Below are 20,565 nucleotides of genomic sequence, written 5' to 3'. Positions count from 1 at the left end.
CGCTACGGCCGGATGCGGCGCGCTTCGAGGTAGAAGCGCTTCTCGTCGGCCTCGCCCATCGAGAAGCTCTTGCGCGGCAGCGGCCCGTGCTGCGCCACGCGCGCGATCAGCTCGCTCTTGCCCAGCGTCGCCAGGTGCAGGCCGGCGTGGCCGTCCTGGGCGGCCAGCCGCGCCAGCGCCTCGTCGCCGTGCACGTAGTCGACCTCCTGCGCCCCGCCTTGCGCCAGCAGCGCGTCGACGAAACCCTGGAAGCTGGCGACGTCCAGCTGCGCCGCCGGCGCGCCCTGCACGACGACCAGCGCGTGGCGCCCGCCCGGCTGCAGCAGGCCGGCGGCGTGCAGCGAACGCGGCTGGGCGGCGAGCGCGGCGCGCATCGCCGCGGCGTCGGGCTGCTCGACGATCTGCAGGCGCTCACCGAAGTGCGCCGCCAGCGCGGCGCGCAGGTCCGCCTGCACGCCGATCAGCAGGCGGTGGATGGGCGCGAACTCCATCGCCGGGTCGTGGATGTTCTCCACTTCCACCAGCGCCCAGCGCGCCGGATGGTCGGGGCCGGCCGTGGCCTTCAGGCGGTCCCAGTTGGCCTTGGCGGTGGCCAGCGAGTGGTTGCCGTCGCCGACCGCGAACAGCATGGTCGCCGTGCCCGCCGGCAGGCCGTGGCGCGCGGCGAAAGCGTCGGCGTCGCCCAGCGCCTGCAGCGCGGCCAGGGCCTGCGCCTGCAGGCCGGCGTCGGGCGCGAAGCCGGCGACGCGGCCGCTGCCCAGCATCAGCGCGGTGTCGTACAGCGGCGCCAGGCGCTCGCGCTCGGCGGCCAGCGGCTCGATGACGGTGCGCGCCGGGTCGTCGATCAGCACGAGGATGTGCGGCAGCTCCAGCTCGGCATCGCGGCGCACTTCCAGCCGCGGCGCGATGCGCTCGACGATCGTGCCTTCGGTCGGCCGGATCGCGCTGGTGGACCCGGGCGTGTAGTCGTACTGCTCCAGGTCCAGCTCCAGCATCAGCCCGCGGCGCACGCGGCCGTCGGCCAGCGTGCGCTCCACCAGCACCGTGCCGGCATGCGGGCGCAGCAGGCCGCTGGCGGCGTAACGCCGCATCGCCGTCTGGATGGCGGCGATGCGCTCGCGTTTGTCGGCGCTGGCGAGAAAGACCTCGGGGTAGATCAGCCGCAGCGCCGACGGCGCGTCGCCGACGGCCTGCTCGACCTGCTGCCAGTAGCCGGGGTCGCTGGTGTACTGGTCGCAGGCGATGACGCTCCAGCGCTGGAGGTCGAGATCGGCACGCGGGAGCAGGAGATGCGGGGGGCGGAAGCTGGAGGCGGGCATGGGCCGATGATGCCGCAGGGCCGGCGAAGAACCACGTCGACCGGGTGCGCCCATTGCCCCCTCCGACCACCGCGGAGGTCGCCATGCGCAGTCTCGGAATCGCTCTTGTCGCCGTGCTCGCCATGACGGCCCATGCAGCTGCAGAGCGTGGCGCGCCGCTCGCGTCGAGCCGGGCGTCGATTTACGACTACAAGGTCGATCTGACCGACCTGGAGCCGGCGGACGGCAAGGTCGCGGCGCTGCAGTACGTGCCGGGATCGATCGATGGAACGTATTACGCGCGCTTGAACATCACGAAACCCCAGGCCTATCTCGATCCGGCAGATCTGCTGTTCACAGATGGCCTGTCGACCGACCGCGTGCTGGTGAGCGCCGACAGCGTCGTGGTCACGACGGAGAACCATGACGCTCAGGCGCCTTGGTGGCAATCCCAGGCGGTCACCTTCGCGGCGTTCGAACTCAGCCCGAACACCGAGATGGTCGTCTCGGGCCGGCTCTCCGTTCAGACCCGCTGCATGGACTGCCTCTTCAGCAACGCGACGGTCGATGTCGGGGTCGGATGGGGCAATGACGGCGTCTTCTACACCGCCTACTTGACCTCCTTTAACAACGAACAGGTGCCCGATGTGCCGTTCGAGTTTCCCGTCGTCAACGACACCGACGCGCCGATGCCGGTCTGGCTGGGCTTCAACGCCTACACGCAGACGAGCGCGGTCAGCGCCGTTCCCGAACCGATGACCTGGTTGTTGATGAGCACCGGCATCGCATTCGCCGCCCTGCGCAGACGCATCGGCCGGCGAGCCCGGAAGACGTCGTGAACCGCCGTCGCGCGTGCGGCCGCAAGCAGCGCTTCAATCCCTGCGCAGCCGGGGCGCGACCGGGCCTGCACGGCGCCGGGTTCTGCCGGCGTGCAGCATGCCGATCAGGCCCAGGCCGGCCAGCAGTTGCATCGCTGCCGCCGGCTCGGGCACGGCAGAGATGCTGAGGTCCACGTAGGTGTCACCGTACACGGCGCTCAGCTGATAGCGCGGGCCGAGCTCGCTTTCGAGGCTGCTGAAGCGTCCGGCAACGCCGTCCTCGGCGACGAAGATGCGGTAAGTGCCGGGCGCCACCGTTCCGCTGAAGTCCAGGCTCAAAGTCCCTTGCAGCGTCGCCGCGCCCGGGGTGAAAACGAGATCCGCCTGACCGGCGCCGGCAATGTCGACGTCGAAGACCAGCGCAGGCCCGAAGTCGGCCATGACGCCATCGAGCCACGCCGTGCCGATCGTGCCGTCGCCGCCGGCGCCGAAGACGCCGGCCTCGAAGCTGAACCGGTCAGCGCGAATGACACCGTCCAGCCACGTCGCCGCGGCGGCCCCCTGCTGACGGAACACGCCAGTGCCGGCGGCCGGGCCGACGATCAACGCCGCGTCGTCGACGACCAGCCGCCCTTCGTTGGTCATTTGCGCGGCGGCCGTATGCAGCTCGGCGCCATGGCGAAGCGTCAGCGCACCAGCGTTGCGCGCCAGCGAGGACAAGGCGTCGACCTCGCCCGCCGGCGTGGCCCGCAGCAGCCGCGCGGACGGTCCGTCGAGCACGACGTCGGCGCGGTTGTCCACGATCGGGGCCGAGTTTCCCGCCAGCACGATCCGGCCGTCGCGCATCACGTAACGCCCGCCGGACAACACGCCGCTGACGGCGTCGAGCTGCGCCAGCGGCCCGGCGACAACTAGACGCGAACGCGTGGCCTGCAACGTGCCGGCGTTGTCCAGCGCGCCGGTGAACTCGAGTTCGCCCGCGTCCAGCACGTGCACCGTGCCGCGGTTGAAGAAGGCGCTTTCGATGCGCGAATGACCGGCACCGGTCTTCAGCCACACCCCGTCGTTGTCGACACGGGCGACACGCACCACGCCGGGCGTCTCGATCACGCGGGTGCGGTCCTCGAACACCGCGCCTGGGCCCACGCGGATGGAGCCCTGCCCGTAGAGGTCGGAGTTGCCATCCCAGATCGCGCCACCGTTGAACGTGAAGGCGACGTCCATCCGCTTTCCCGCATCGTCCATGCTTTGCAGCCAGCTCAGGAGATCCGGGTCTTGGGTCAGCAAGGCCTGGCCGCTGACGGTCACCGGCCCCTGCGTCTGCAGATGGCCGTCGGCCCATTCGAGCGTTCCAACGGACAGCGCGCCATCGACTTCCACGCTGCTCAGCCCGTACCCGATGACGACCGGCGGATAGTCCGCGGTGAAGACATACGGCCGGGCGATCTTCAGCGCTCCCAGCGTCGAAGCGCCCGGAAGCACCAGTTCAGCGCCGTCGAGCACTTCGACACGCCCGGGAGCGGACAGGGTTGCGGAGCCTCGGAACTCGAAACGCCCGCTACTGAACTGCACCAGCCCGTCCACCGACATGGTGCCGCCATCGAACACCGCCGGATCGAAACGCTGCTGCAGGATGTCGCCGGTGAAAACCAGAGTGCCACCGGCCCCTACGGACCAGTCGCCGGAGGAACTTATCAGCCCGCCGTTGCCACCGACGCTGACGTTCATGCGGCCGGCGTCGACGTCGACACGGCCCGTATTCAGGAAACTGCCGCGGAACAGCGTGACGTCGTAGTCACCCCCTGCCAGGCGGACGGTACCCGTGTTGACCCAACTGGCGCCGGGAAAACCGAAAACGGAAACAGCCCCCTCGTTCACGGCGAAAGAGCCGCTGTTGGCGAAGTACTGGCCGGAGAAAGACGTCGTCGACGCGCCGGTCTTTTCGTACTGCCCGGCAATGACCAACCCACCGTAGCCGCTGTCGAACCGGTGCGGCGAGGACAAGGCGCGATCGTGCAGCACCCCGGAAGCACCGACGTACAGCCGGCCTTCGCCGTCGATGACGCCCGCGCAGTCTTCCCACGTCGAATCGCCGAGCAATGAGACGGCGCGGGTGCTGAAGCCGAGCCCCAGCGACATCGGCCCCTGGATCGACGCCGTGCCGTTGACGATCAGAATGACCGCCGGCTGATCGAACACGTCGGGGCCCAGCGACCCGGAGCGCCAGACCAGACTGCCCGCCGTCAGCGTGCCGCCGCCACTGAAGCTGCCGCCCTGGACCTCCAGCGCGCCCACCGTCGCCTCCTGCGCGATCGACAGTTCGCCGCCCGGCATGGTCAATGTTCCGGTCCCGGACAGCGACCCCACGCTGAAGCTGCCGCTGCGCAGCGTCGTGTCGAAGGCCCCCAGCAGGGCATCGGTGCTGGACGAGGTTGGCGCGCCCGCGCTCCAGTTCGCCGGCAAGTCCCAGAACGGGCCGGGCGCGGCATTGGTCCACGAGGTCTGCTGCGCGAACCCCGACGCAGGCCACAGCAGACAAGCCAGGCCCGTGATCCAGAACCCCTGGAGAGAGCCAGCAACACCATGGAAGTGGGGCATCACGATCTCCCGAAGGCGAGGCCGCCTAAGCTGGACTTCGAACGCCAAGCGGTCAATGCCCATCGGGTGGGGACGTAGGGAAGGAACGTCGATTGCACGCCGGGCCGCTGGCCCGCGCGGGCTCGACCGCGGCCGCTATCCTGCGCCGCATGAGCCTCGACCTCCCTCGCCTGCTGGACCGCTTCGACGCCGCCATCGTCACGCTGCGCGCGCAGCACGCCCCCGACGGCCCCGGCTTCGCCATCGCGCTCAGCGTCGACGGCGAGGCCCTGCGCCGCGTGCAGCACGGCATGGCGCACCTGGAGTGGCCGCAGCCGGTGGCCGGCGACACCCGCTTTTATCTCGCGTCGGAGTCCAAGCCCTGGGTGGCGGCACTGGTGATGCAGGCCGTGGCCGACGGCCGCGTCACGCTGGACGACGACCTGCGCACGCGGCTGCCGGCGCTGGCCGGCTGCAGCCGGCCGGTGCGCCTGGGCCATCTGCTGCGCCACACCAGCGGCATCGACGACTACCTGTACCTCTGGGGCCTGCAGCTCGGGCACGACGAACACGACCTCGTCAGCCAGGCGCAGGCGCTCGAGCTGATCCGCCGCGCCGGAGACCTCGACTTCGATCCCGGCAGCCGCCACGACTACAGCAACAGCAACTACGTGCTGCTGGCCGACTGGCTGGAACGCGACGCCGGCCTGCCGCTGGACGAGATCGCGCGCCGCCGCTTCTTCGAGCCCTGGGGCCTGCACGACACGAGCTTCGAGCGCGACCCGCGCCGCGTACTGCCGCGCCGTGCGCGCAGCTACCGCCATGACCCGGCGCGCGGCTGGCAGGACCTGCCGGTCCACCTGGCGAGCTGGGGCGACGGCGGCCTGTGGTCGACGCCGGACGACTTGCTGCGTGCCGAAACGCACTGGCTGGACGACTGGCGGCGCCACGGAGAGGCCTCGCTGCTGGCGCGCTGCAGCGCCGACGACGGCGGGCGCTTCGGCCCGGCCGAGGCGATGTACCGCTTCGGCCTCGAAGTCGTGCCGCGGGAAGGCGGCCGCCTGATGTTCCACGGCGGCGCGTTCGCGGGCTTCTCGTCGCTGGTGCTGCGCGGACTGGACGAAGGCTGGGCGCTGGTCGTGCTGGCCAACGGCGAGGGCTTCGATGCCTCGGCGTCGGGCTGGGTGGAGCGCTTGCTGGGCGGGGGTGGGTGACGGCGCCTGTACACCATGTGGCCAAGCACTTGGCGCGCGGGCGGCGGCGCACCGCGCTCGAAGAGAATGCCGCCCTGCACACCTCACCGCGCCGCGCTCGGCCCTCGAAACCATGCTCCACGACCCCTGGCTGGCCCGCTGGCTGCCCCAGCTGAAAGACTCCGCCGGCACCCGGCCCGTGCTCGAGATCGGCTGCGGCACCGGTGCCGACACCGCCACCCTGGCCGATGCGGGTTTCGCCGTCGTCGCGTTCGATCTTTCGGCGGGCTCTGCCGCCGCAACCCGGCTGCGCGTTCCGAGCGCCCAGGTCCATTGCCAGGACGTGCGCGCGCCCTTCCCGCTGGGCACGGGCGAGGCCGGCGCGGTGATCGCGAGTCTCTCGCTGCACTACTTCGCCTGGACCGAGACGCTGGATCTGGTGCGGCGCATCCGCGACACGCTGCAGCCGGGCGGGCTGTTCCTGTGCCGGCTGAACTCCGTCGAAGACAGGCACTTCGGCGCCGCGGGCCACCCCGCGATCGAGCCCAACTACTACCTCGTCGACGGCCAGCCCAAGCGCTTCTTCGACGAACGCAGCACCGCCGAGCTGTTCGCCAGCGGCTGGCAGCTGCTGTCGATGGAACACCAGACGACACGCAAGTACGTGCGCCAGAAGGCCTTGTGGGAGGTCGTGGCACGGCGCGGCGACGTGCTGTAGGCACCGGCAACACACGACATGGCACCAGGCGCGATCAACCCGCAAGCTCCATCGGCACGGCTCGTCGTCACGGTGCGCAAGGCCCGGCACGCAGACATCCCGGTGATGCGGCGCGTCGAAGCCGACGCCGCCTCGATCTTCGCGCCGAGCGATCTTCCGCCCGCCCTCGCGCAACCGATGGCGGCAGCGGAACTGGCGCGGCTCATCGACGGCGGCCTGGTCTGGGTCGCACAAGACGCGCGCGGCGCTGCCCTCGGCTTCGTGGCCTGCGAGACGGTCGGCAGAGCGCTGCACGTTGTCGAGATGGACGTCGACCCCAACGCCGGCAGGAGAGGCATCGGCACGACGCTGCTGCAGCAGGCGATCGCTCAAGCCGAAGGCGCCGACGCCATCGAGGTCATCACCCTCACCACCTTCGACCACCTGCCGTGGAACGCGCCGTTCTACGGCAGGCACGGCTTTCGCCGACTGGTGGCAGACGGCGGCTTCGAGCACCTGCGCGCAGCGTTGGCCAACGAGTCCGCCCACGGTTTGAAAGACCGCGTGGCCATGGCGCGAAAGGCGGCCTGAGCCGCGCAGAAAGGCGCGCCGCTCAGTGAGCGGCCGCGGAGCTGTCGGCCGCGGGCTGTTCGCGCAGCAAGGCGATCTCGGCGTCTTCCTCGATCTCGCCCAGCGGCGGGATGACCAGCGTCGTGTACTCGGCGTACTGGGCGTCGGGCAGCTCGCGCAAGGCCAGGCGCTCCATGCGGGGCTGCTCGATCGGCAGCCGCGCCGCCTCGTACAGGATGACCTCGTGATCCGGCGGATACCAGCGCAGCAGCTTGTTCACCAGCGCCTGCAAACCCTCGCGTTCGGCGTGGAAGCGCGTGCAGCTCAGGTCGCCGGCCAGCGCCGCCTGCCACAGCAGCACCAGCCCGGCGCTGTCGAGCTGGCGGTCGTAGACCAGGAAGTGCGTCGCCTCCATCGACTGCACGCCGCGGTGGCCCGGATCGATGCCCAGGTTGGCGTACAGGCAGGCCTCGGCCGAGATGCCGGGCTCCATGCGTGCCGGCACGCCTTCGGCGCGCGCCTTGCGCACCACCGCGTGGGGCACGTCGGCGAAGACGCCCGGGTGGCCGTAGAACACCGCGCACACACGCTTGCCGGCGCGCACCTCGGCCATGATGCGGGCGTCGATCTCGCGATAGGTTTCGCGCCGGTCCTTGCCCGGCGCGTAGTGCAGGCCCAGGTTGATGGCGTCCGGCCGGAAGCCCTGGATCATCGCCAGCGCGAAAGGGTCGACCAGGCAGAACACGACCTCGGCCTCGCGGATCTCGGAAAGGCAGCGTTCGCTGACGTGGCGGCCGAAGTCGATGCCGGTGCCCACCACCACCAGGCCCGCCTGGCGGCCGGGACCCGGCTCCTCGCCCCCGGCCCGCACGACGCGGTTGCGGCCGCGGTGCTTGGCGCGGTAGAGCGCCTGATCGGCCTCGTGCACCAGCTGCTCCAGCGTGCTCACGTGCTCGTTGGCCTCGCAGACGCCGGAGCTGATGCTGAAGTGCACCGTCTTGCCGAAGACGCTGATCGGCACGATGCGTTCACGCAGGCGCTGCAGCAGCGCCTCGGCTTTCGAGGCGTCGCCGTCGACGAGGATCATGAACTCGTCGCCGCCGCTGCGTCCGGCGATGCCGCCTTCGCCCACGACCTCGGCGATCCAGGTCCCGAGCGAGCGCAGCGTCTCGTCGCCGGCGGCGTGCCCGAAGTGGTCGTTGACGCCCTTGAAGCGGTCGACGTCGGCGACGATCGCGGTGAACGGCCGCCCGCGCCGGCGGGCCTCGGCGAAGGCCGCTTCGCCGAGCTTGCGCACCTGCTGGTAGTTGTACAGGTGGGTCAGGCCGTCGTGCTCGGACTGCCAGCGGTAGCGCCGGCGCTCGCGGATGGTGTGCCGCAGCAGAACCGTCAGCAGGATGGCGGCCAGCAGCAGCCCGCCGATGCCGCCCCACAGCAGCCACTGCCGGCGCTGGGCCGCCGTGACCTGCAGCGTCGCCAGCTCCTTCTCGGCCTGCAGCAGCGCGATCTGCTGCTCCTTCAGGCGGGTGTCGAACTGCACCTGCAGATAGGCCAGTCGACGCTCGCGTGCATCGGTCTCGGCCGACGCCGTCGCCTCGGTAGCCCGCTTGTAGTGCGCCAGCGCCTCGGCCAGGTCGCCACGCTTCTCGGCCAGGCGCGCCAGCAGGTTCTCGGTATCGGCGATCGCCGTGTCGGCCTTCTGGCCACGGTAGTAGCGCAGGGTGTCGGCCAGCAGGCGGTCGGCGCGCTCGAGGTCGCCGCCCGACTCGATCAGGCTGCCGGCGAGCATCAGCCGCGTGCTCCACTCGCCCGCGGCGTAGCCGGCCTTGCCGAACTCCGCCATCGCCTGGGACGCCCACTCCAGCGCCTCGGCATGGCGCCCCTGGGCGGCCAGCGCCTTGCCCACGCCGTACTTGCCGTTGGCGGTGAAGATCGTGTTGCCGGCGCGCATGCAGGCATCGATCTGGCGCCGGTGCCAGCGCTCGCCTTCGCGGTACTGGTGCGAGTAGTCCTCGGCCATCGCGATGTCGCTGAGCGCGACGCACCGGGCGTGCTCGTCGCCGCTCTTGTCGACCAGATCCAGCTCGCGCAGCGCGAGTTCACGGGCCTTGCCGGGCTCGCCGACGAGCGTGTGCAGGTAGCTGGCGACGCCCAGCAGGCGCGCCGACTCTTCCGGCGCTTCGTCCAGATAGCTGAGCGCCTCGTCGAGCCAGGTGAAGGCCCGCACCCATTGCTCGACGTTCGCCGCGACGTTGATGGCGGTGCTGTAGGTGCGCACGCGCAGCGCCGCCGGAAGCGGCTCCTGCAGCAGCACGGCGAACCCGGCGATCGCACCGGTTTCGTCGCCGGACAGCGCCAGGGCGCGCAGGCGCACGAAATCCAGTCGCTGGCGCTGCTCTCGGCTCAGGGAATCCCGTTGCGGCGACAGCGCCTTGATCCGGGCGGTCGTCTCACGCCAGTTCGCGCTGATGCCCAGCCGCTCGATCGCGGCCACCTCCGGTTCCAGCGCGTCGTTGGCGAACGCCGGCAGGCCGGCCAGCGCCAGCCACAGCACCGCGATGAACCGCTGTCGGTGCATGTCGGCGTCGGACGCCTGGGACGCCTACTTGTCGTAGGCGCGGATCGTGTGGTTGGTCGCGAACTGCCCGTCCTTGAGGCCGGTGAGACGCTTGATCGCTTCGTAGTCCTTGGACAGCAGAGCGGCGCTCTCCTCGGCGGACAGGCCGAAACGGCTGATCACCGCTTGCGGGTCCTGCTCGTACTCGCTGTTCAAGGCGGCATCACTGCCCAGCTTCCGCATCAGATCAAGCAGCTTCGACATTTCGTCTTGTTCCTATTGATGAAGATCGAACACGCTTCCGGGAGCCGTGTCCGGCAAGCGCCGGACGGGCCGACCGGCGCCGGGTCGCCGGTCGGACGCAAGCTCGGTTGCGCCCACACACAAACGGCGACGTTAGCATAGAGGTCACCCCTAAAAGGGCGAAAAACGCAAGCCGCGCGTTGAGTGCCGGCGCCGTGGAAGACGTCCGCGCGGCCAGGCAAAAGCAAGAGCGGAGCCAGCCGCCATCGATCGCGCCAGAGGCGACCGGGTCGGGCCGGCTGGGTGCTGCTCAGGCGCCGGTCAGTGCGTGCGCCCGTTGCGGCCGTGCGCGCCGGAGGCGAGTTCGCTGCCGCTGATGCCGGCGAACAGCTGCGCAGCCTTGACCTTGATCTCCAGCAGTTCGTCGGCGCTGACCGAGTACTGGCCCGTCGTGCGGTTCACGGAGACGCCGAACTCGACGTCCTTGCCGGCATTCGACAAGGTGCCGCTGGTGAACTCGTAGTCGTCCTGTTCCCAGGGCAGGCCGCGCGAAGCGACGTCCCAGTCCTGGTATTCGATGCGACCAATCTCGCCGCTGGCGAGGTTCAGTCGAGCGGTGGCGGTGACGACCTCGTCGGAGAGTTCGTCGTTCAGGGTAATCGGCACATGCAGGTCCATACCCGCGATTGTCCGCTGTTGCGCCGTCCCGCGACAGCGGCGAATCCCCGGTTTGATCTGCAGGCCGGTGATCGGGGCCCCAAAGGCACGCTGTCCTGCGCACCGCCGGGGCCTTGTCCGACCGGCGGCCGGCGAAGCCGTCGTCAGCATGCCGCCAGCTCGCCGGGGCCGGCCCACCACGCCGCCCACGGCGCCGGGCACCGAGCCTCCAACCGCTCCAGGAAGACAACGCATGAACGTCCGCCACACCGCTTCGTCCGTCCGCCCCGTCGTCGAGGGCATGGGCGCCTTGCCGACGCCCGAGGGCTGCGCCTTCCGGGTCTGGGCGCCGCATGCCGAGGCGGTGTTCGTCGCCGGCGACTTCAACGGCTTCGCGCCCGACGCGCACGCGCTGCAGCCCGAGGCCGACGGCTACTGGTACGGCTTCGTCGAAGAGGCCCGCACCGGTCACGAGTACAAGTACATGATCCACCACGCGGGCCAGCAGCTCTTTCGCATCGACCCGTACGCGCGCCAGGTCACCTCGTCGGTCGGCAACGGCGTCATCTACGACCACGCCGCCTTCGACTGGGGCGACGACCAGCCGCAGATCCGCGGCCACAACGAGCTGGTGATCTACGAGCTGCACGTCGGCTCGTTCTTCGTGCGCGAGGGCGAGGGCCGGCCGGGCAACTTCGAGCTGGCGCTCGCCAAGCTGGACCACCTCGTCAAGCTGGGCGTCAACGTCGTGCAGGTGATGCCGGTGGCCGAGTTCGCCGGCGACTATTCCTGGGGCTACAACCCGGCGCACGTCTTCGCCGTCGAGTCGGCCTACGGTGGCCCCGACGCCTTCAAGACCTTCGTCAAGGCCTGCCACCAGCGTGGCCTGGCGGTGGTGCTGGACGTGGTCTACAACCACTTCGGCCCGTCGGACCTGGACCTCTGGCGCTTCGACGGCTGGAGCGAGAACGACAAGGGCGGCATCTACTTCTACAACGACGATCGTTCGTCCACGCCCTGGGGCGACACGCGCCCCGACTACGGCCGCGAGGCGGTGCGCCGCTTCATCCACGACAACGCGATCTCGTGGCTGCGCGACTTCCACCTCGACGGCCTGCGCTATGACATGACGCCGTACATGCGCAGCGTCGGCGGCAACGGCCACGACATCCCCGACGGCTGGAGCCTGATGCGCTGGATCAACACCTCGGTGCGCGAGCAGTTCCCGGGCCGCATCCTGATCGCCGAGGACATGCAGCACCTGCCCGAGATCTCACAGGTGGGCGAGCACGGCGCCGCCTTCCACGCGCAATGGGACAGCGCCTTCGTGCACCCGATCCGCGAGGCGGCCATCGTCGCCGCCGACGAACACCGCGACCTGCACCGCGTGCGCGACGCGCTGCAGACGCGCTACAACGACGACGCCTTCCAGCGCGTGATCTACACCGAGTCGCACGACGAGGTGGCCAACGGCCGCGCCCGGGTGCCGGCGGACATCAACCCCGAGGACCCGACCGGCTGGCACGCGCAGAAGCGTTCCACCGCGGCCGCCGCGCTGGTGTTCACGGCGCCGGGCATCCCGATGATCTTCCAGGGCCAGGAGTTCCTGCAGGGCGGCTGGTTCCGCGACGACGTGCCGCTGGACTGGGACCACCGCGAGCAGTTCCGCGGCACCCTGCGCCTGTACCGCGACCTGATCGCGCTGCGGCGCAACCTGGCGGGCAAGACACGCGGCCTGCAAGGCCAGCACATCCACGTCTACCACCTGAACAACGACGCCAACGTGCTGGCCTTCCAGCGCTGGCAGGACCACGGCCCCGGCGACGACGTCGTCGTGGTCGTCAACCTCGGCCACGAGGCGCGCAGCGACTACCGCATCGGCATGCCCACCGGCGGCCGCTGGACGCTGCTGCTGAACTCCGACGCGCCGGTCTACGGCCCGGATTTCGACGGCCACGAGGCGCAGTCGGTGGTCGCGGAGGACGAGCCCTACGACGGCTTCGGCGCCAGCGCGGTGGTGAACGTCGGGGCCTACTCGGTGCTGATCTACGCGCTGGGGTGAGCGGCGCCCAGCCCCGGGGCATCACGGCCCGTCCATCCGCTGCAGCCTCGGTCGTGTCGCCGCGCTGGGCGGCGACGACAGCTTCGTCAGCGACCTCGACGGGTCGATGGGCAGCAGTGGCTCGCCGGTGTTCGACGCCCAGGGTGGCGTGAACGGGGTGTCCTCGCAGGTGGCGGGCTGGTTCGGCTAACGATGGCGCAACGGCGCCCACAATGTTCGATGCCTGCAGCCTGCCGGCACGTGGTCACGCCCGCCGATGTCTGACGATCTCTACTGCAAGGTCTACCTGGCCGGTGCCGCCGACAGCGCCGCCGCGAAGGCCGCGATCAGCGCGGCCACCGGCCAGCGCTTCGAGCGACGCGGCGCGCAGGTGGCCGGGTTGAGGGTCGACATCTTCGACAACGGCCAGCCCGGCTCGAAGGCCACCGATGCCGCCGACGACTTCCTGCGCTGGCCGGTCTACCTCGAGATCGAGCCGATGGACGCGGACATGGTCCAGCCCGCATTCGTCGCGGCGCTGGCCGGGCTGCTGAACGGCCTCGATGCGCACGGCCTGCGCAGCGTGGCCAGTTGCGACTTCGAGGACGAACTGGCCGCGGCGCGGCAGGCGCGCCGCTGAGACTCCAGGCGGTTGGCAAGCGCTCGGTCGCGATCACGCGCCGGCTGTTGGCCGTCAAACGAGCCCTGCGACGGCTTCGGCGGCGCCAGTGCGGTGGTGAACGTCGGGGCCTAATCGGCGCTGATCTGCGCGCTGGAGTTGAACGCCGCCGCCCGGCAGGCACCCACGGCCCTTCGGTCAGGAGCCGGTCTTGGCTGCGATCTCTTCGCGCATGATCTGGTAGAGGATTCGTGCGCTGAGCTTCAGGTCCTCGATCGGCGCACCTTCGTCGATGCCGTGGAAGTTGATCGGGGGGCCGAAGCCGAGCGTGAACAGCGCGCCGCCGGCCACCAGGTTGAGCTGCCCTTTGGCATCGGTGCCGCCGCCGATGGCGGCCAGCGGCATCGGCGTGCCGGTCGCGCGCTGGTAGGCGTCGCCGATGCGTTGGAAGCGCGGGCTCTGGGGGTCGCGCACGTCGGGCGAGGCCGCGGTCGCGGTGCTCACCGTGACGGCCGTGCCCGGGTCATCCTGCTGAAAGCGGCTCACCAGCTGGGCGAAGACATCGGGAAAGATGCTCGCGCCCGGCAACTGGCCTTCGGTCGTGCCGTCCCAGGCCACGGCGTGATGGCCGAGCGCGTAGCGGATGTCGATGCGCAGCGACACGTCCTGCGGGCCCGTCGTGACGCGTGTCAGCGCGTAGGTCGTGCCGTTGCCCTGCTCGAAGACCTGATCGTGGCGTTCGAGCAGATCGGGGTGCTTCTCGCCGAAGACCGTCGTGCCCCAGCCCCAGGCCATGAACTGCAGCAGGCGCGCCACGCCGTTCGGCGCCAGCGTGCCGTCGTCGGCCAGATGGGCGAGGAAGTTCGACAGCGAGACCACCGGATTGGCGCCTTGCGCGCGGTTCTCTTCCGGCACCGAACCGTGCTGTGCGCCGATGACCGCCGCGCTGAGCACGACCACGTTCCCGTCGCGGGACACCTGCAGCGGCGCGCGCCGGTATTGGGGATCGTCGAAGCCGTACTGCTGATAGAGGGCGGCGATGCCGGCCGCCAGATTGTCGAGCGCGGCCGGGTCGTTGCCGTTGATGCGCGCGGTCACCGTGTCCGGGATCTGGTTGGTGGCGCCCGGCGCGCTGTCGAAGGCCTCGATGTACATCCCGCTGGCGGGTGGCGTGCCGAGCGGCACGGTGAAAACCGGGCGCTCGATGCCCTTCTCGGCGCGCACGGTCCAGACGGCGTCGAAGACGATGCCGAAATCCGGCACCCCGAACTGCTCGAAGTAGTAGGCCGTCGAGAAGTCGGTTTCCTCCGAGGTGTCGAAGATAAGTTCGACCGTCACCCCGTCGAGCGAGTCGGTGCCGTCGTAGAGCTTGGCCAGCGCGCGCAGCACGGTGAAGCCGACGATGGACGGGCCTTTGTCGTCCACCGCGCCGCGGCCGACGAGGAAGGGTTGCGATGCACCGCGGTAGTCGCGGTTCTCGGTGCGCGGCTCGAAGGGCCGCCAGTCGGCATTGCCGGGTGGCACCGTGTCCAGGTGCGTCAGGATCGCGATCTTCTTCGGCCCGTTGCCCAGGCGGAAGCCGAACACCCATTGCGTCTGCGTCGGGCCGTCTCGGCGCCACTCGAAGGGTTCGAGCTTCAGCGTGCGCTGGTCCTGGTTGAACTCCTCGGCCAGCCCCGTCAGGTAGTCGCGTGCGAGCGTCAGGTTGTCGACGATGCGCTGCTCGCTGTCGGGCTCGTCCGTCCGGTAGGTCTGCAGCGTGACGAGGTGGCTGGTCTCGGGGACGAACTGCCTGTCCAGCGTTCGATCGAGATACGAACGGCCGTCGTCGCCCGAGTCGCTGCAGCCGAGGAAGAACACGACGACGGCAACCGCCCAGCCCGCTGAGCGCAAGAGCTTGAGATTCATCTGCTGAGCCCCGGAAGTCCGGCCAGCGCGCATGGCTCGCCGTATGCCAAGTCCGGGCAAGCCCGGCTCCTGCACCACTCGCCCGCGGGAGCAGAGTTGGGGAGGCGCGTCGCGACTTCTGGGCCTGGGGCCGGACTCCCGGCGGCTGGCGCCGCGCCGCGCACCGGCCGGCGTGTCTCGCTCGACTATCGAGGCTTCTTCGGCTACGCCGGCGCGGGATCGAGCTCGGCAGGCAGGGGGCGTGAGCCGACGGGATGCAAGGGGGCGGCTAGTGATGGCGCCGTGGGGCCGAACTAGTTGGCAAACGGCGCCGCAGGTGCTTCTGGAGCGTGGGGCATCTAAAGACTGGGTGCCGTCACCCAGGATCCGAGCGCTGAACGGCGGCGACTGCCAGAACCCGCCATCCAGTGCCCGTTTGGGCGGCTGGCCGCAGTGCCTTCGAAAGCCGTCGTACGGGCGATCAGGTCGGCGAACCTGTCGGGCCACCTCTCACCCGGCCAGCGGCAGCTCTCGCCGACGGCGAACTGGCCCTGCCGACCCTCAACCGCCCTTCGAGGGCGCCGGAAGCCGCCCTACGACCCGGCCGTATCGCTAAGCGTCTCGCGTCCAGGAAGCCGCGACTTGTGGCGACGATGACTCGGCCGGCAGCAGAAATCCGCGCCGCTCACACTCAGCAGTCGGTTGGCACCCTTCCCGGCGCGCAACGCGCATTGAACAGTTCGACTGCCTTACTGTGGGATCTGGAGCCTTTGACCTGGCTTTATGAATCCTTCGATAGTAGGGTTTATTGCGGCGAGCGCCGTGGGATCGGGTGTTTTGTAGAAGCGCATCGATAGAGATCGCCATGTATCGCCCGGCATAGCGATGTAGGTGCGGCGTACTGGGAGCGTGGGGGAGGTATCGAGTCTGCGCAATCCAGGTGCCGCACTTACAGATAGAGCGTGAGTTCCCGTGAACGCGACGGCGGACAATTCTGGAGTGCCCCCTTCGATCAATATTGAGCCCATCGGGGCCTTCAACCCGATAACCCACGCCTCGACTGTCGAAGGGCAGGAGGCGTAGTGATCCTTTGCCTCCGCTCGCCAAGTTCTGTCACCTCTTGGAGCAGAGGCAGTTAGAAGATTGCCCGGATTACATGGGACAACACGTGCGCCACCACCGGTTAAAACATGATCGGCATCAAGCGTAGCCTCGGTCGTGGGATGAGGAACTTGGGCGGACGTTGTGGTTTTTATTTGGGCAACAGGTGAAGCGCCAAACTTCGGCTTAATGCCGATAACAAACACAGTAAGCGTCCCGCCTTGCTTAATAAAGTGATCGCTATCGCGAGCGCCCCAACTGTTATCTCCCACCGGATACGACCCGGTTAGCAGGCGGCCTTGTCCTCCTGCTTCTGCGGCGGCACCTCCCCCCGTTCGGGTATAGTCAGCCGGTAAGTCTACAGTTATTTCTCCGGCCGAAGCCTCGCCTACCACCACCGAGCGCTGTTCGACTTTGACATCCCAGTAGTCCTTCGGATCGTTGATTCCAATCGCCCAGACAGTTGCGTCGGTCGCATCTGGAGACATATGCTCTTTACCAAGAACAGCCCACGTATTCTGATTGATTGGCTGACTGGCCACTAGTAGGCTGCCGTAACCGCGCCAGTTTGTTTGTCCGCCGCCGCCGATCAGCTTGTACCCAGTCGGGAGGCTGACCGATGCACGCGGATACGGCGCTACGGCCCCAGTGGATGAGAACTGCCGAATTTCAAAAGGGGGATACTGATCAGGGACTGCCGCAAACTTCACCGGGTAATCGCAGGTCCCGTGCTTTTCAGTGTTCAGAGTAACGATGATTTCCTTCTTGCCGTCCCGTTGAATTTGAATGTCGATCCCTCCTGAAGGAACCACGGCGCCTGGGGTTAGCGGATTCGCGATTGGCGTGCCGCCGGAAATCACCAGTCCGGCAGTCTTGGCTACCTTTACTTCTGATTGATCGCCTTCTACGAAACGAAAGAAGCGAGCATTGAAGATTACGACATTACCCGGGACGCGACTATCCTCCTCCGCTGTGCAAACTAGGCCTCTGGCTTGAAGCGATCGGACGCATTTTCCCCACTCTTTGACAATCTCAGGGGAAGCCGAGCTCCTAACTGTCCGCTGAAACTCATCTTCGGTAAAGCGGCGCAATCGCCCTTGGTCGCGTGCCTGCCTAAAATTTTCGAACTCCTCGTGGGTATAGCTACCATCGAGGTCAACTGGCAGCCCATCCATTGGCAACATCACTCTGAGACCTGCGTCCTGTCTCTTCTTGAACTCTTGCCACGTGACGGTCTTTAGCCACTCATATGTTTGATTCTCCGATGTCCTTGACGAGTATTTGACGAGCGTATTGAAGGCTCCCTGCTTCGCCAGAATGGCGCTGCACTTGTTTGCGCTGGCATAGATCGGTGAGATCGCCAGCACAATCCAAACTACGGACTTTTTGATGGTCATGTGCACACGCTCCTGTCAACGGCACGCAAGGATGCTGACTGTGCGGCCCAACGAATGACAGGGACATCCCCATAGTGTCCATCCCTCAGGCAAAGACGGCCGGCAGGCAGGCCCGACCATGGGATTGCGCAATCGAAGCCTCCACCCGGCCGTCCATGACTATTGTGTTTCTCGGCATCGAAGCTGGACGAGAACGTGTTTGCCCTCTCGGTGTCGACGAGCACGCGAAGCCGCGCACCAGCGCGACGACGACGGCGATGCCGATCGCCGCGGACAGGAAGTTCTGCACCGTCAGCGCCAGCATCTGCGTCAGGTAGCTCATCGTCGATTCGCCACCGTAGCCCTGCCAGTTCGTGTTCGTGACGAAGCTGATGGCCGTGTTGAACGCCGAGTCGGCGAGACTGCGGGTAGCGCTTGGGGGTTTAAGGGCAGTACCGCCTGCAGCCGCTGCACCGCGTAGACGGCGAGTACACCGATGCCGTAGAACAGCATCAGGCCGAGCGCGTAGCCGACCCAGCCGTGCTCGCGCTCCACGTCGACGCCGGCCAGGCGGTACAGCGGCGCCTCCAGGCGGCTGCCCAGCGCGAAGCGGCCCTGGACGACGGCCCCGATCGCGCGGCCCCGCGGCCATGCGATGAGCAGCAGCAGCAGTGCGACAAACGCGGCCAACTGCAGCCAGGCGGCGGCCGTCACGAGAAGTCCTCCGGCCGCAGCAACGCTGCGACGAGATAGACCAGCAGGCCGAGCGCGAGCAGGGCCCCGGCGAAGTGCCAGCCGCTCATGAAGCGCTCCGGCGTTTCCCGAGCCGTTCAACCCAGCGTCAGGCCGGCGACGGCGAGCCACAGCGCGAGAGCCGCGACGAGATAGACGATGTCCATGCGTTCCTCCAACGGAAGGAATGCTCGTCAGAACCGCGTCAAGCCACCGCCTAGATCCGCCGCTGGCGCATCAGGTTTTCGTCAAGGATCTTCCGGGGCCGCAGGGGGCGCGGCAAGTCGAGACGTCGCGCGGACGACCGGTTACGGGATGACAATTGGACGCCTGCTTGTGGCCGTTTGGTGCCACTGAATACTGAGCATGTATCAGTCGCCATCCGAGGCGCCACAAGCTCGCAGGACATCCTCGATATCTGCCTCAGATCGATAGAGTGCGGCACGCCAGCCAGCCAGCCGCGCACCCTCAATGTTTGCACATTGATCATCGATAAGAAATATTGAATCTGGCTCAAGAGCAAGTTGACTTGCCACACATTTGAAGAACCGAGGGTCCGGCTTCCGCAGTGCCAAGTCACATGAGAAATAGGCATGCTGGAATATATGACCTAACTGGAGAAGTCCTTCTAGGTTGCGAGCTCGATGATGCTCTTGAGTTGATGCCAGAACACACGTAATTCCAGCTTTCCGGAACCTCCGCGCAACCTGGAGCATCGGGAGATTTATATGCGACTCTTCGCGAAACCAAAACTCGATGAAGCTTTCGTAAGTTCCCGGCCACCGCCACGCCCGCAGGAACGGAGGAAGCACATCCTTGAGGTCTTCTGATCCTAGCAGGCACTTCTGGAAAGGACCGTCGAAAAATTCGAGCGCTTGATCGGCGCTGATCCCTAAAGCGCCTGGAAGCACGATCGGGAAGCGAATGTCAACCAAAACTCCATCGATGTCGAAGGCAACAGCCCGGACGCCCGCCAAATCTTCAGCTTTCATACGCCAGAGTTCAACAGCACGCAACCGCACAGAGTCGTAGGAAGAATTCTCAAGCTGCTCGGCGTGGCGACGCTTTCTATGCATCAAGGGTTCGCACCCCAAGAACGGAACCTCGCGACCAACCGCTCCTGGCCGGGACCGCCCGCACGGCGCGGCACCCGTAAGTCGCCGATCGCCCCTTCACCAGGCCGCTGGACTTGGCGGCGCGGCGATCGGCTCCGGACGCACTCAGATCTCAGTCTGTTCCGAGATCTCCAGCGCGTCGTCGACCTCGATGCCGAGGTACCTCACGGTCGACTCGAGCTTGGAATGACCGAGCAGCAGTTGGACGGCCCGGAGGTTCTTCGTGCGCCGGTAGATCAGGGTCGCCTTCGTGCGCCGCATCGAGTGCGTGCCGTAGTCCGCGCGATCCAGGCCGAGGTCATCGACCCAGCGACCGAGGATGCGCGCGTACTGGCGGGTCCCCAGGTGCGGCGATTCGTGGATACGGCTTGGAAACAGGAAGTCCTCGGACCTCAGCCCGGCCTGCTGGATCCAGGCCTGAAGTGCTTCCCGGGTCGCGGGCGTGATCTCGAACTGCACGGGTCGCAGCGTCTTGTGCTGCATCACGATGGCCCGCGTTGCCACCTGGTCTCCATGGCAGACGTCGCGGACCTTGAGGCCGACGAGGTCGCAGCCGCGCAACTTGCTGTCGATGCCGAGGTTAAACAGCGCGAGTTCGCGTACCCGGCCCTCCATCTGCAGGCGCACCCGCAGGGCCCAGATGTCCTTGAGCTTGAACGGCGCCTTCTGCCCGACGATCTTGCCCTTGTTCCAAGGTTCGCGATGAACGACGGTGGCGTTGGCTTCCATGATGAGCTCCCATCAAGTTGTGGGCCAACCAAGATCCGCCTTCGACCTCTCGATGTCGTTGCACCTGCGCAAGAGCGCGAGGCCGGCGGACTCAGCGACGCGCCGCTCAGCGACTGGCCGCTTTCGGGCGCGCTTGGTTACAGGCGGTCCCGGCAAGAAGGGGTCGTTCACCAACGTTGACTAAGTCTGGTTCTCGATGGCGGTTAAGACGCGGCTTAATCCAGCAAAGACAGCATCGTTAGCTATGCGGCCATGCATACTTCGGGTCAGCGGACGTAGCACAGTTTGCTAGGCCGCAATCGCCAAATCCTTCTTCCAGTCTGTGATTAGAGTGTTTGCAACCGCGTCGCCGTTG

16 protein-coding genes and 1 pseudogene are annotated in these 20,565 nt (G+C 67.7%); 6 read left to right on the top strand and 11 right to left on the bottom strand.

The annotated features are described in order from the left end of the window. Positions 1 to 2 precede the first annotated feature (2 nt). The gene (locus RGE_RS09335; RefSeq protein WP_014428118.1) at positions 3 to 1,319 is read right to left on the bottom strand and encodes a DUF1015 domain-containing protein; all 1,317 of its coding nucleotides are present in this window, start codon (positions 1,317 to 1,319) and stop codon (positions 3 to 5) included. 83 nt (positions 1,320 to 1,402) lie between these two features. Between RGE_RS09335 and RGE_RS09330 the strand changes: the two genes are divergently transcribed. Next, the gene (locus RGE_RS09330) at positions 1,403 to 2,137 is read left to right on the top strand and encodes a PEP-CTERM sorting domain-containing protein (protein WP_014428117.1); all 735 of its coding nucleotides are present in this window, start codon (positions 1,403 to 1,405) and stop codon (positions 2,135 to 2,137) included. 33 nt (positions 2,138 to 2,170) lie between these two features. Here RGE_RS09330 and RGE_RS09325 read toward each other — a convergent pair whose 3' ends face one another. After that, a complete protein-coding gene (locus RGE_RS09325) occupies positions 2,171 to 4,714 on the bottom strand; it encodes a PEP-CTERM sorting domain-containing protein (RefSeq protein WP_148280151.1) in 2,544 nt (847 codons plus the stop codon). Between the two features lie 149 nt (positions 4,715 to 4,863). On the opposite strand from RGE_RS09325, the gene RGE_RS09320 reads away from it, so the two are divergent. From RGE_RS09320 to RGE_RS09310, 3 genes are all read left to right on the top strand, one after another. After that, entirely contained in the window at positions 4,864 to 5,907 is a 1,044-nt protein-coding gene (locus RGE_RS09320; protein ID WP_148280150.1) for a serine hydrolase domain-containing protein, read from the top strand. 112 nt (positions 5,908 to 6,019) lie between these two features. Beyond that, positions 6,020 to 6,604 carry a class I SAM-dependent methyltransferase gene (locus tag RGE_RS09315; protein ID WP_014428114.1) on the top strand — a complete coding sequence of 195 codons (585 nt, stop codon included), beginning with the start codon at positions 6,020 to 6,022 and terminating at the stop codon, positions 6,602 to 6,604. 18 nt (positions 6,605 to 6,622) lie between these two features. After that, positions 6,623 to 7,174, top strand: coding sequence for a GNAT family N-acetyltransferase (locus RGE_RS09310; RefSeq protein WP_014428113.1), 552 nt, complete (start codon positions 6,623 to 6,625; stop codon positions 7,172 to 7,174). Positions 7,175 to 7,196: 22 nt separating this feature from the next. Here RGE_RS09310 and RGE_RS23625 read toward each other — a convergent pair whose 3' ends face one another. From RGE_RS23625 to RGE_RS09295, 3 genes are all read right to left on the bottom strand, one after another. After that, complete coding sequence (locus tag RGE_RS23625; RefSeq protein ID WP_014428112.1) at positions 7,197 to 9,731, bottom strand: diguanylate cyclase; 2,535 nt, start codon at positions 9,729 to 9,731, stop codon at positions 7,197 to 7,199. Positions 9,732 to 9,755: 24 nt separating this feature from the next. Next, entirely contained in the window at positions 9,756 to 9,974 is a 219-nt protein-coding gene (locus tag RGE_RS09300) for a hypothetical protein (RefSeq protein WP_014428111.1), read from the bottom strand. 300 nt (positions 9,975 to 10,274) lie between these two features. After that, on the bottom strand, positions 10,275 to 10,619 hold the full coding sequence (locus RGE_RS09295; RefSeq protein ID WP_232505001.1) for a hypothetical protein: 345 nt from the start codon (positions 10,617 to 10,619) through the stop codon (positions 10,275 to 10,277). A gap of 244 nt (positions 10,620 to 10,863) precedes the next feature. On the opposite strand from RGE_RS09295, the gene RGE_RS09290 reads away from it, so the two are divergent. Both RGE_RS09290 and RGE_RS09285 read left to right on the top strand, forming a co-directional pair. Continuing rightward, positions 10,864 to 12,672 carry an alpha-amylase family glycosyl hydrolase gene (locus RGE_RS09290; protein ID WP_014428108.1) on the top strand — a complete coding sequence of 603 codons (1,809 nt, stop codon included), beginning with the start codon at positions 10,864 to 10,866 and terminating at the stop codon, positions 12,670 to 12,672. Between the two features lie 256 nt (positions 12,673 to 12,928). Next, positions 12,929 to 13,291 (top strand): hypothetical protein, encoded by a 363-nt coding sequence (locus tag RGE_RS09285; RefSeq protein ID WP_014428107.1) that lies wholly within the window; start codon positions 12,929 to 12,931, stop codon positions 13,289 to 13,291. A 177-nt stretch (positions 13,292 to 13,468) separates the two neighbouring features. Here RGE_RS09285 and RGE_RS09280 read toward each other — a convergent pair whose 3' ends face one another. The 6 genes and pseudogenes from RGE_RS09280 to RGE_RS09260 all read right to left on the bottom strand — a co-directional run bounded on the left by RGE_RS09280 (position 13,469) and on the right by RGE_RS09260 (position 20,210). Then, entirely contained in the window at positions 13,469 to 15,178 is a 1,710-nt protein-coding gene (locus RGE_RS09280; protein WP_081528224.1) for a M20/M25/M40 family metallo-hydrolase, read from the bottom strand. Between the two features lie 728 nt (positions 15,179 to 15,906). Further along, positions 15,907 to 17,655, bottom strand: coding sequence for a LysM peptidoglycan-binding domain-containing protein (locus RGE_RS24030; protein WP_014428104.1), 1,749 nt, complete (start codon positions 17,653 to 17,655; stop codon positions 15,907 to 15,909). A gap of 85 nt (positions 17,656 to 17,740) precedes the next feature. Then, a pseudogene (locus RGE_RS23620) lies at positions 17,741 to 18,348 on the bottom strand (potassium-transporting ATPase subunit KdpA). Continuing rightward, complete coding sequence (kdpF, locus tag RGE_RS09265; protein ID WP_043783957.1) at positions 18,345 to 18,437, bottom strand: K(+)-transporting ATPase subunit F; 93 nt, start codon at positions 18,435 to 18,437, stop codon at positions 18,345 to 18,347. Before kdpF ends, RGE_RS23620 begins: the two are co-directional and overlap by 4 nt. 300 nt (positions 18,438 to 18,737) lie before the next feature. Beyond that, positions 18,738 to 19,358, bottom strand: a complete 621-nt coding sequence (locus RGE_RS23615; protein WP_014428101.1) for an HAD-IA family hydrolase — start codon at positions 19,356 to 19,358, stop codon at positions 18,738 to 18,740. 228 nt (positions 19,359 to 19,586) lie between these two features. Further along, complete coding sequence (locus RGE_RS09260) at positions 19,587 to 20,210, bottom strand: tyrosine-type recombinase/integrase (RefSeq protein WP_014428100.1); 624 nt, start codon at positions 20,208 to 20,210, stop codon at positions 19,587 to 19,589. Positions 20,211 to 20,565: the final 355 nt, after the last annotated feature.

Source organism: Rubrivivax gelatinosus IL144, assembly GCF_000284255.1.
In the GTDB taxonomy this organism is placed as follows: domain Bacteria; phylum Pseudomonadota; class Gammaproteobacteria; order Burkholderiales; family Burkholderiaceae_C; genus Rubrivivax; species Rubrivivax gelatinosus_A.
Note: the sequence above shows the minus strand (reverse complement) of the source record. Positions and strands in the feature narration are given on the sequence as shown.

What these genes read in the sequence shown, in the direction of transcription:
- RGE_RS09335 (WP_014428118.1), bottom strand. Translation starts at nt 1,319, where the DNA reads ATGCCCGCCTCCAGCTTCCGCCCCCCGCATCTCCTGCTCCCGCGTGCC.
- RGE_RS09330 (WP_014428117.1), top strand. Translation starts at nt 1,403, where the DNA reads ATGCGCAGTCTCGGAATCGCTCTTGTCGCCGTGCTCGCCATGACGGCC.
- RGE_RS09325 (WP_148280151.1), bottom strand. Translation starts at nt 4,714, where the DNA reads ATGCCCCACTTCCATGGTGTTGCTGGCTCTCTCCAGGGGTTCTGGATC.
- RGE_RS09320 (WP_148280150.1), top strand. Translation starts at nt 4,864, where the DNA reads ATGAGCCTCGACCTCCCTCGCCTGCTGGACCGCTTCGACGCCGCCATC.
- RGE_RS09315 (WP_014428114.1), top strand. Translation starts at nt 6,020, where the DNA reads ATGCTCCACGACCCCTGGCTGGCCCGCTGGCTGCCCCAGCTGAAAGAC.
- RGE_RS09310 (WP_014428113.1), top strand. Translation starts at nt 6,623, where the DNA reads ATGGCACCAGGCGCGATCAACCCGCAAGCTCCATCGGCACGGCTCGTC.
- RGE_RS23625 (WP_014428112.1), bottom strand. Translation starts at nt 9,731, where the DNA reads ATGCACCGACAGCGGTTCATCGCGGTGCTGTGGCTGGCGCTGGCCGGC.
- RGE_RS09300 (WP_014428111.1), bottom strand. Translation starts at nt 9,974, where the DNA reads ATGTCGAAGCTGCTTGATCTGATGCGGAAGCTGGGCAGTGATGCCGCC.
- RGE_RS09290 (WP_014428108.1), top strand. Translation starts at nt 10,864, where the DNA reads ATGAACGTCCGCCACACCGCTTCGTCCGTCCGCCCCGTCGTCGAGGGC.
- RGE_RS09285 (WP_014428107.1), top strand. Translation starts at nt 12,929, where the DNA reads ATGTCTGACGATCTCTACTGCAAGGTCTACCTGGCCGGTGCCGCCGAC.
- RGE_RS09280 (WP_081528224.1), bottom strand. Translation starts at nt 15,178, where the DNA reads ATGAATCTCAAGCTCTTGCGCTCAGCGGGCTGGGCGGTTGCCGTCGTC.
- RGE_RS24030 (WP_014428104.1), bottom strand. Translation starts at nt 17,655, where the DNA reads ATGACCATCAAAAAGTCCGTAGTTTGGATTGTGCTGGCGATCTCACCG.
- kdpF (WP_043783957.1), bottom strand. Translation starts at nt 18,437, where the DNA reads ATGAGCGGCTGGCACTTCGCCGGGGCCCTGCTCGCGCTCGGCCTGCTG.
- RGE_RS23615 (WP_014428101.1), bottom strand. Translation starts at nt 19,358, where the DNA reads ATGAAAGCTGAAGATTTGGCGGGCGTCCGGGCTGTTGCCTTCGACATC.
- RGE_RS09260 (WP_014428100.1), bottom strand. Translation starts at nt 20,210, where the DNA reads ATGGAAGCCAACGCCACCGTCGTTCATCGCGAACCTTGGAACAAGGGC.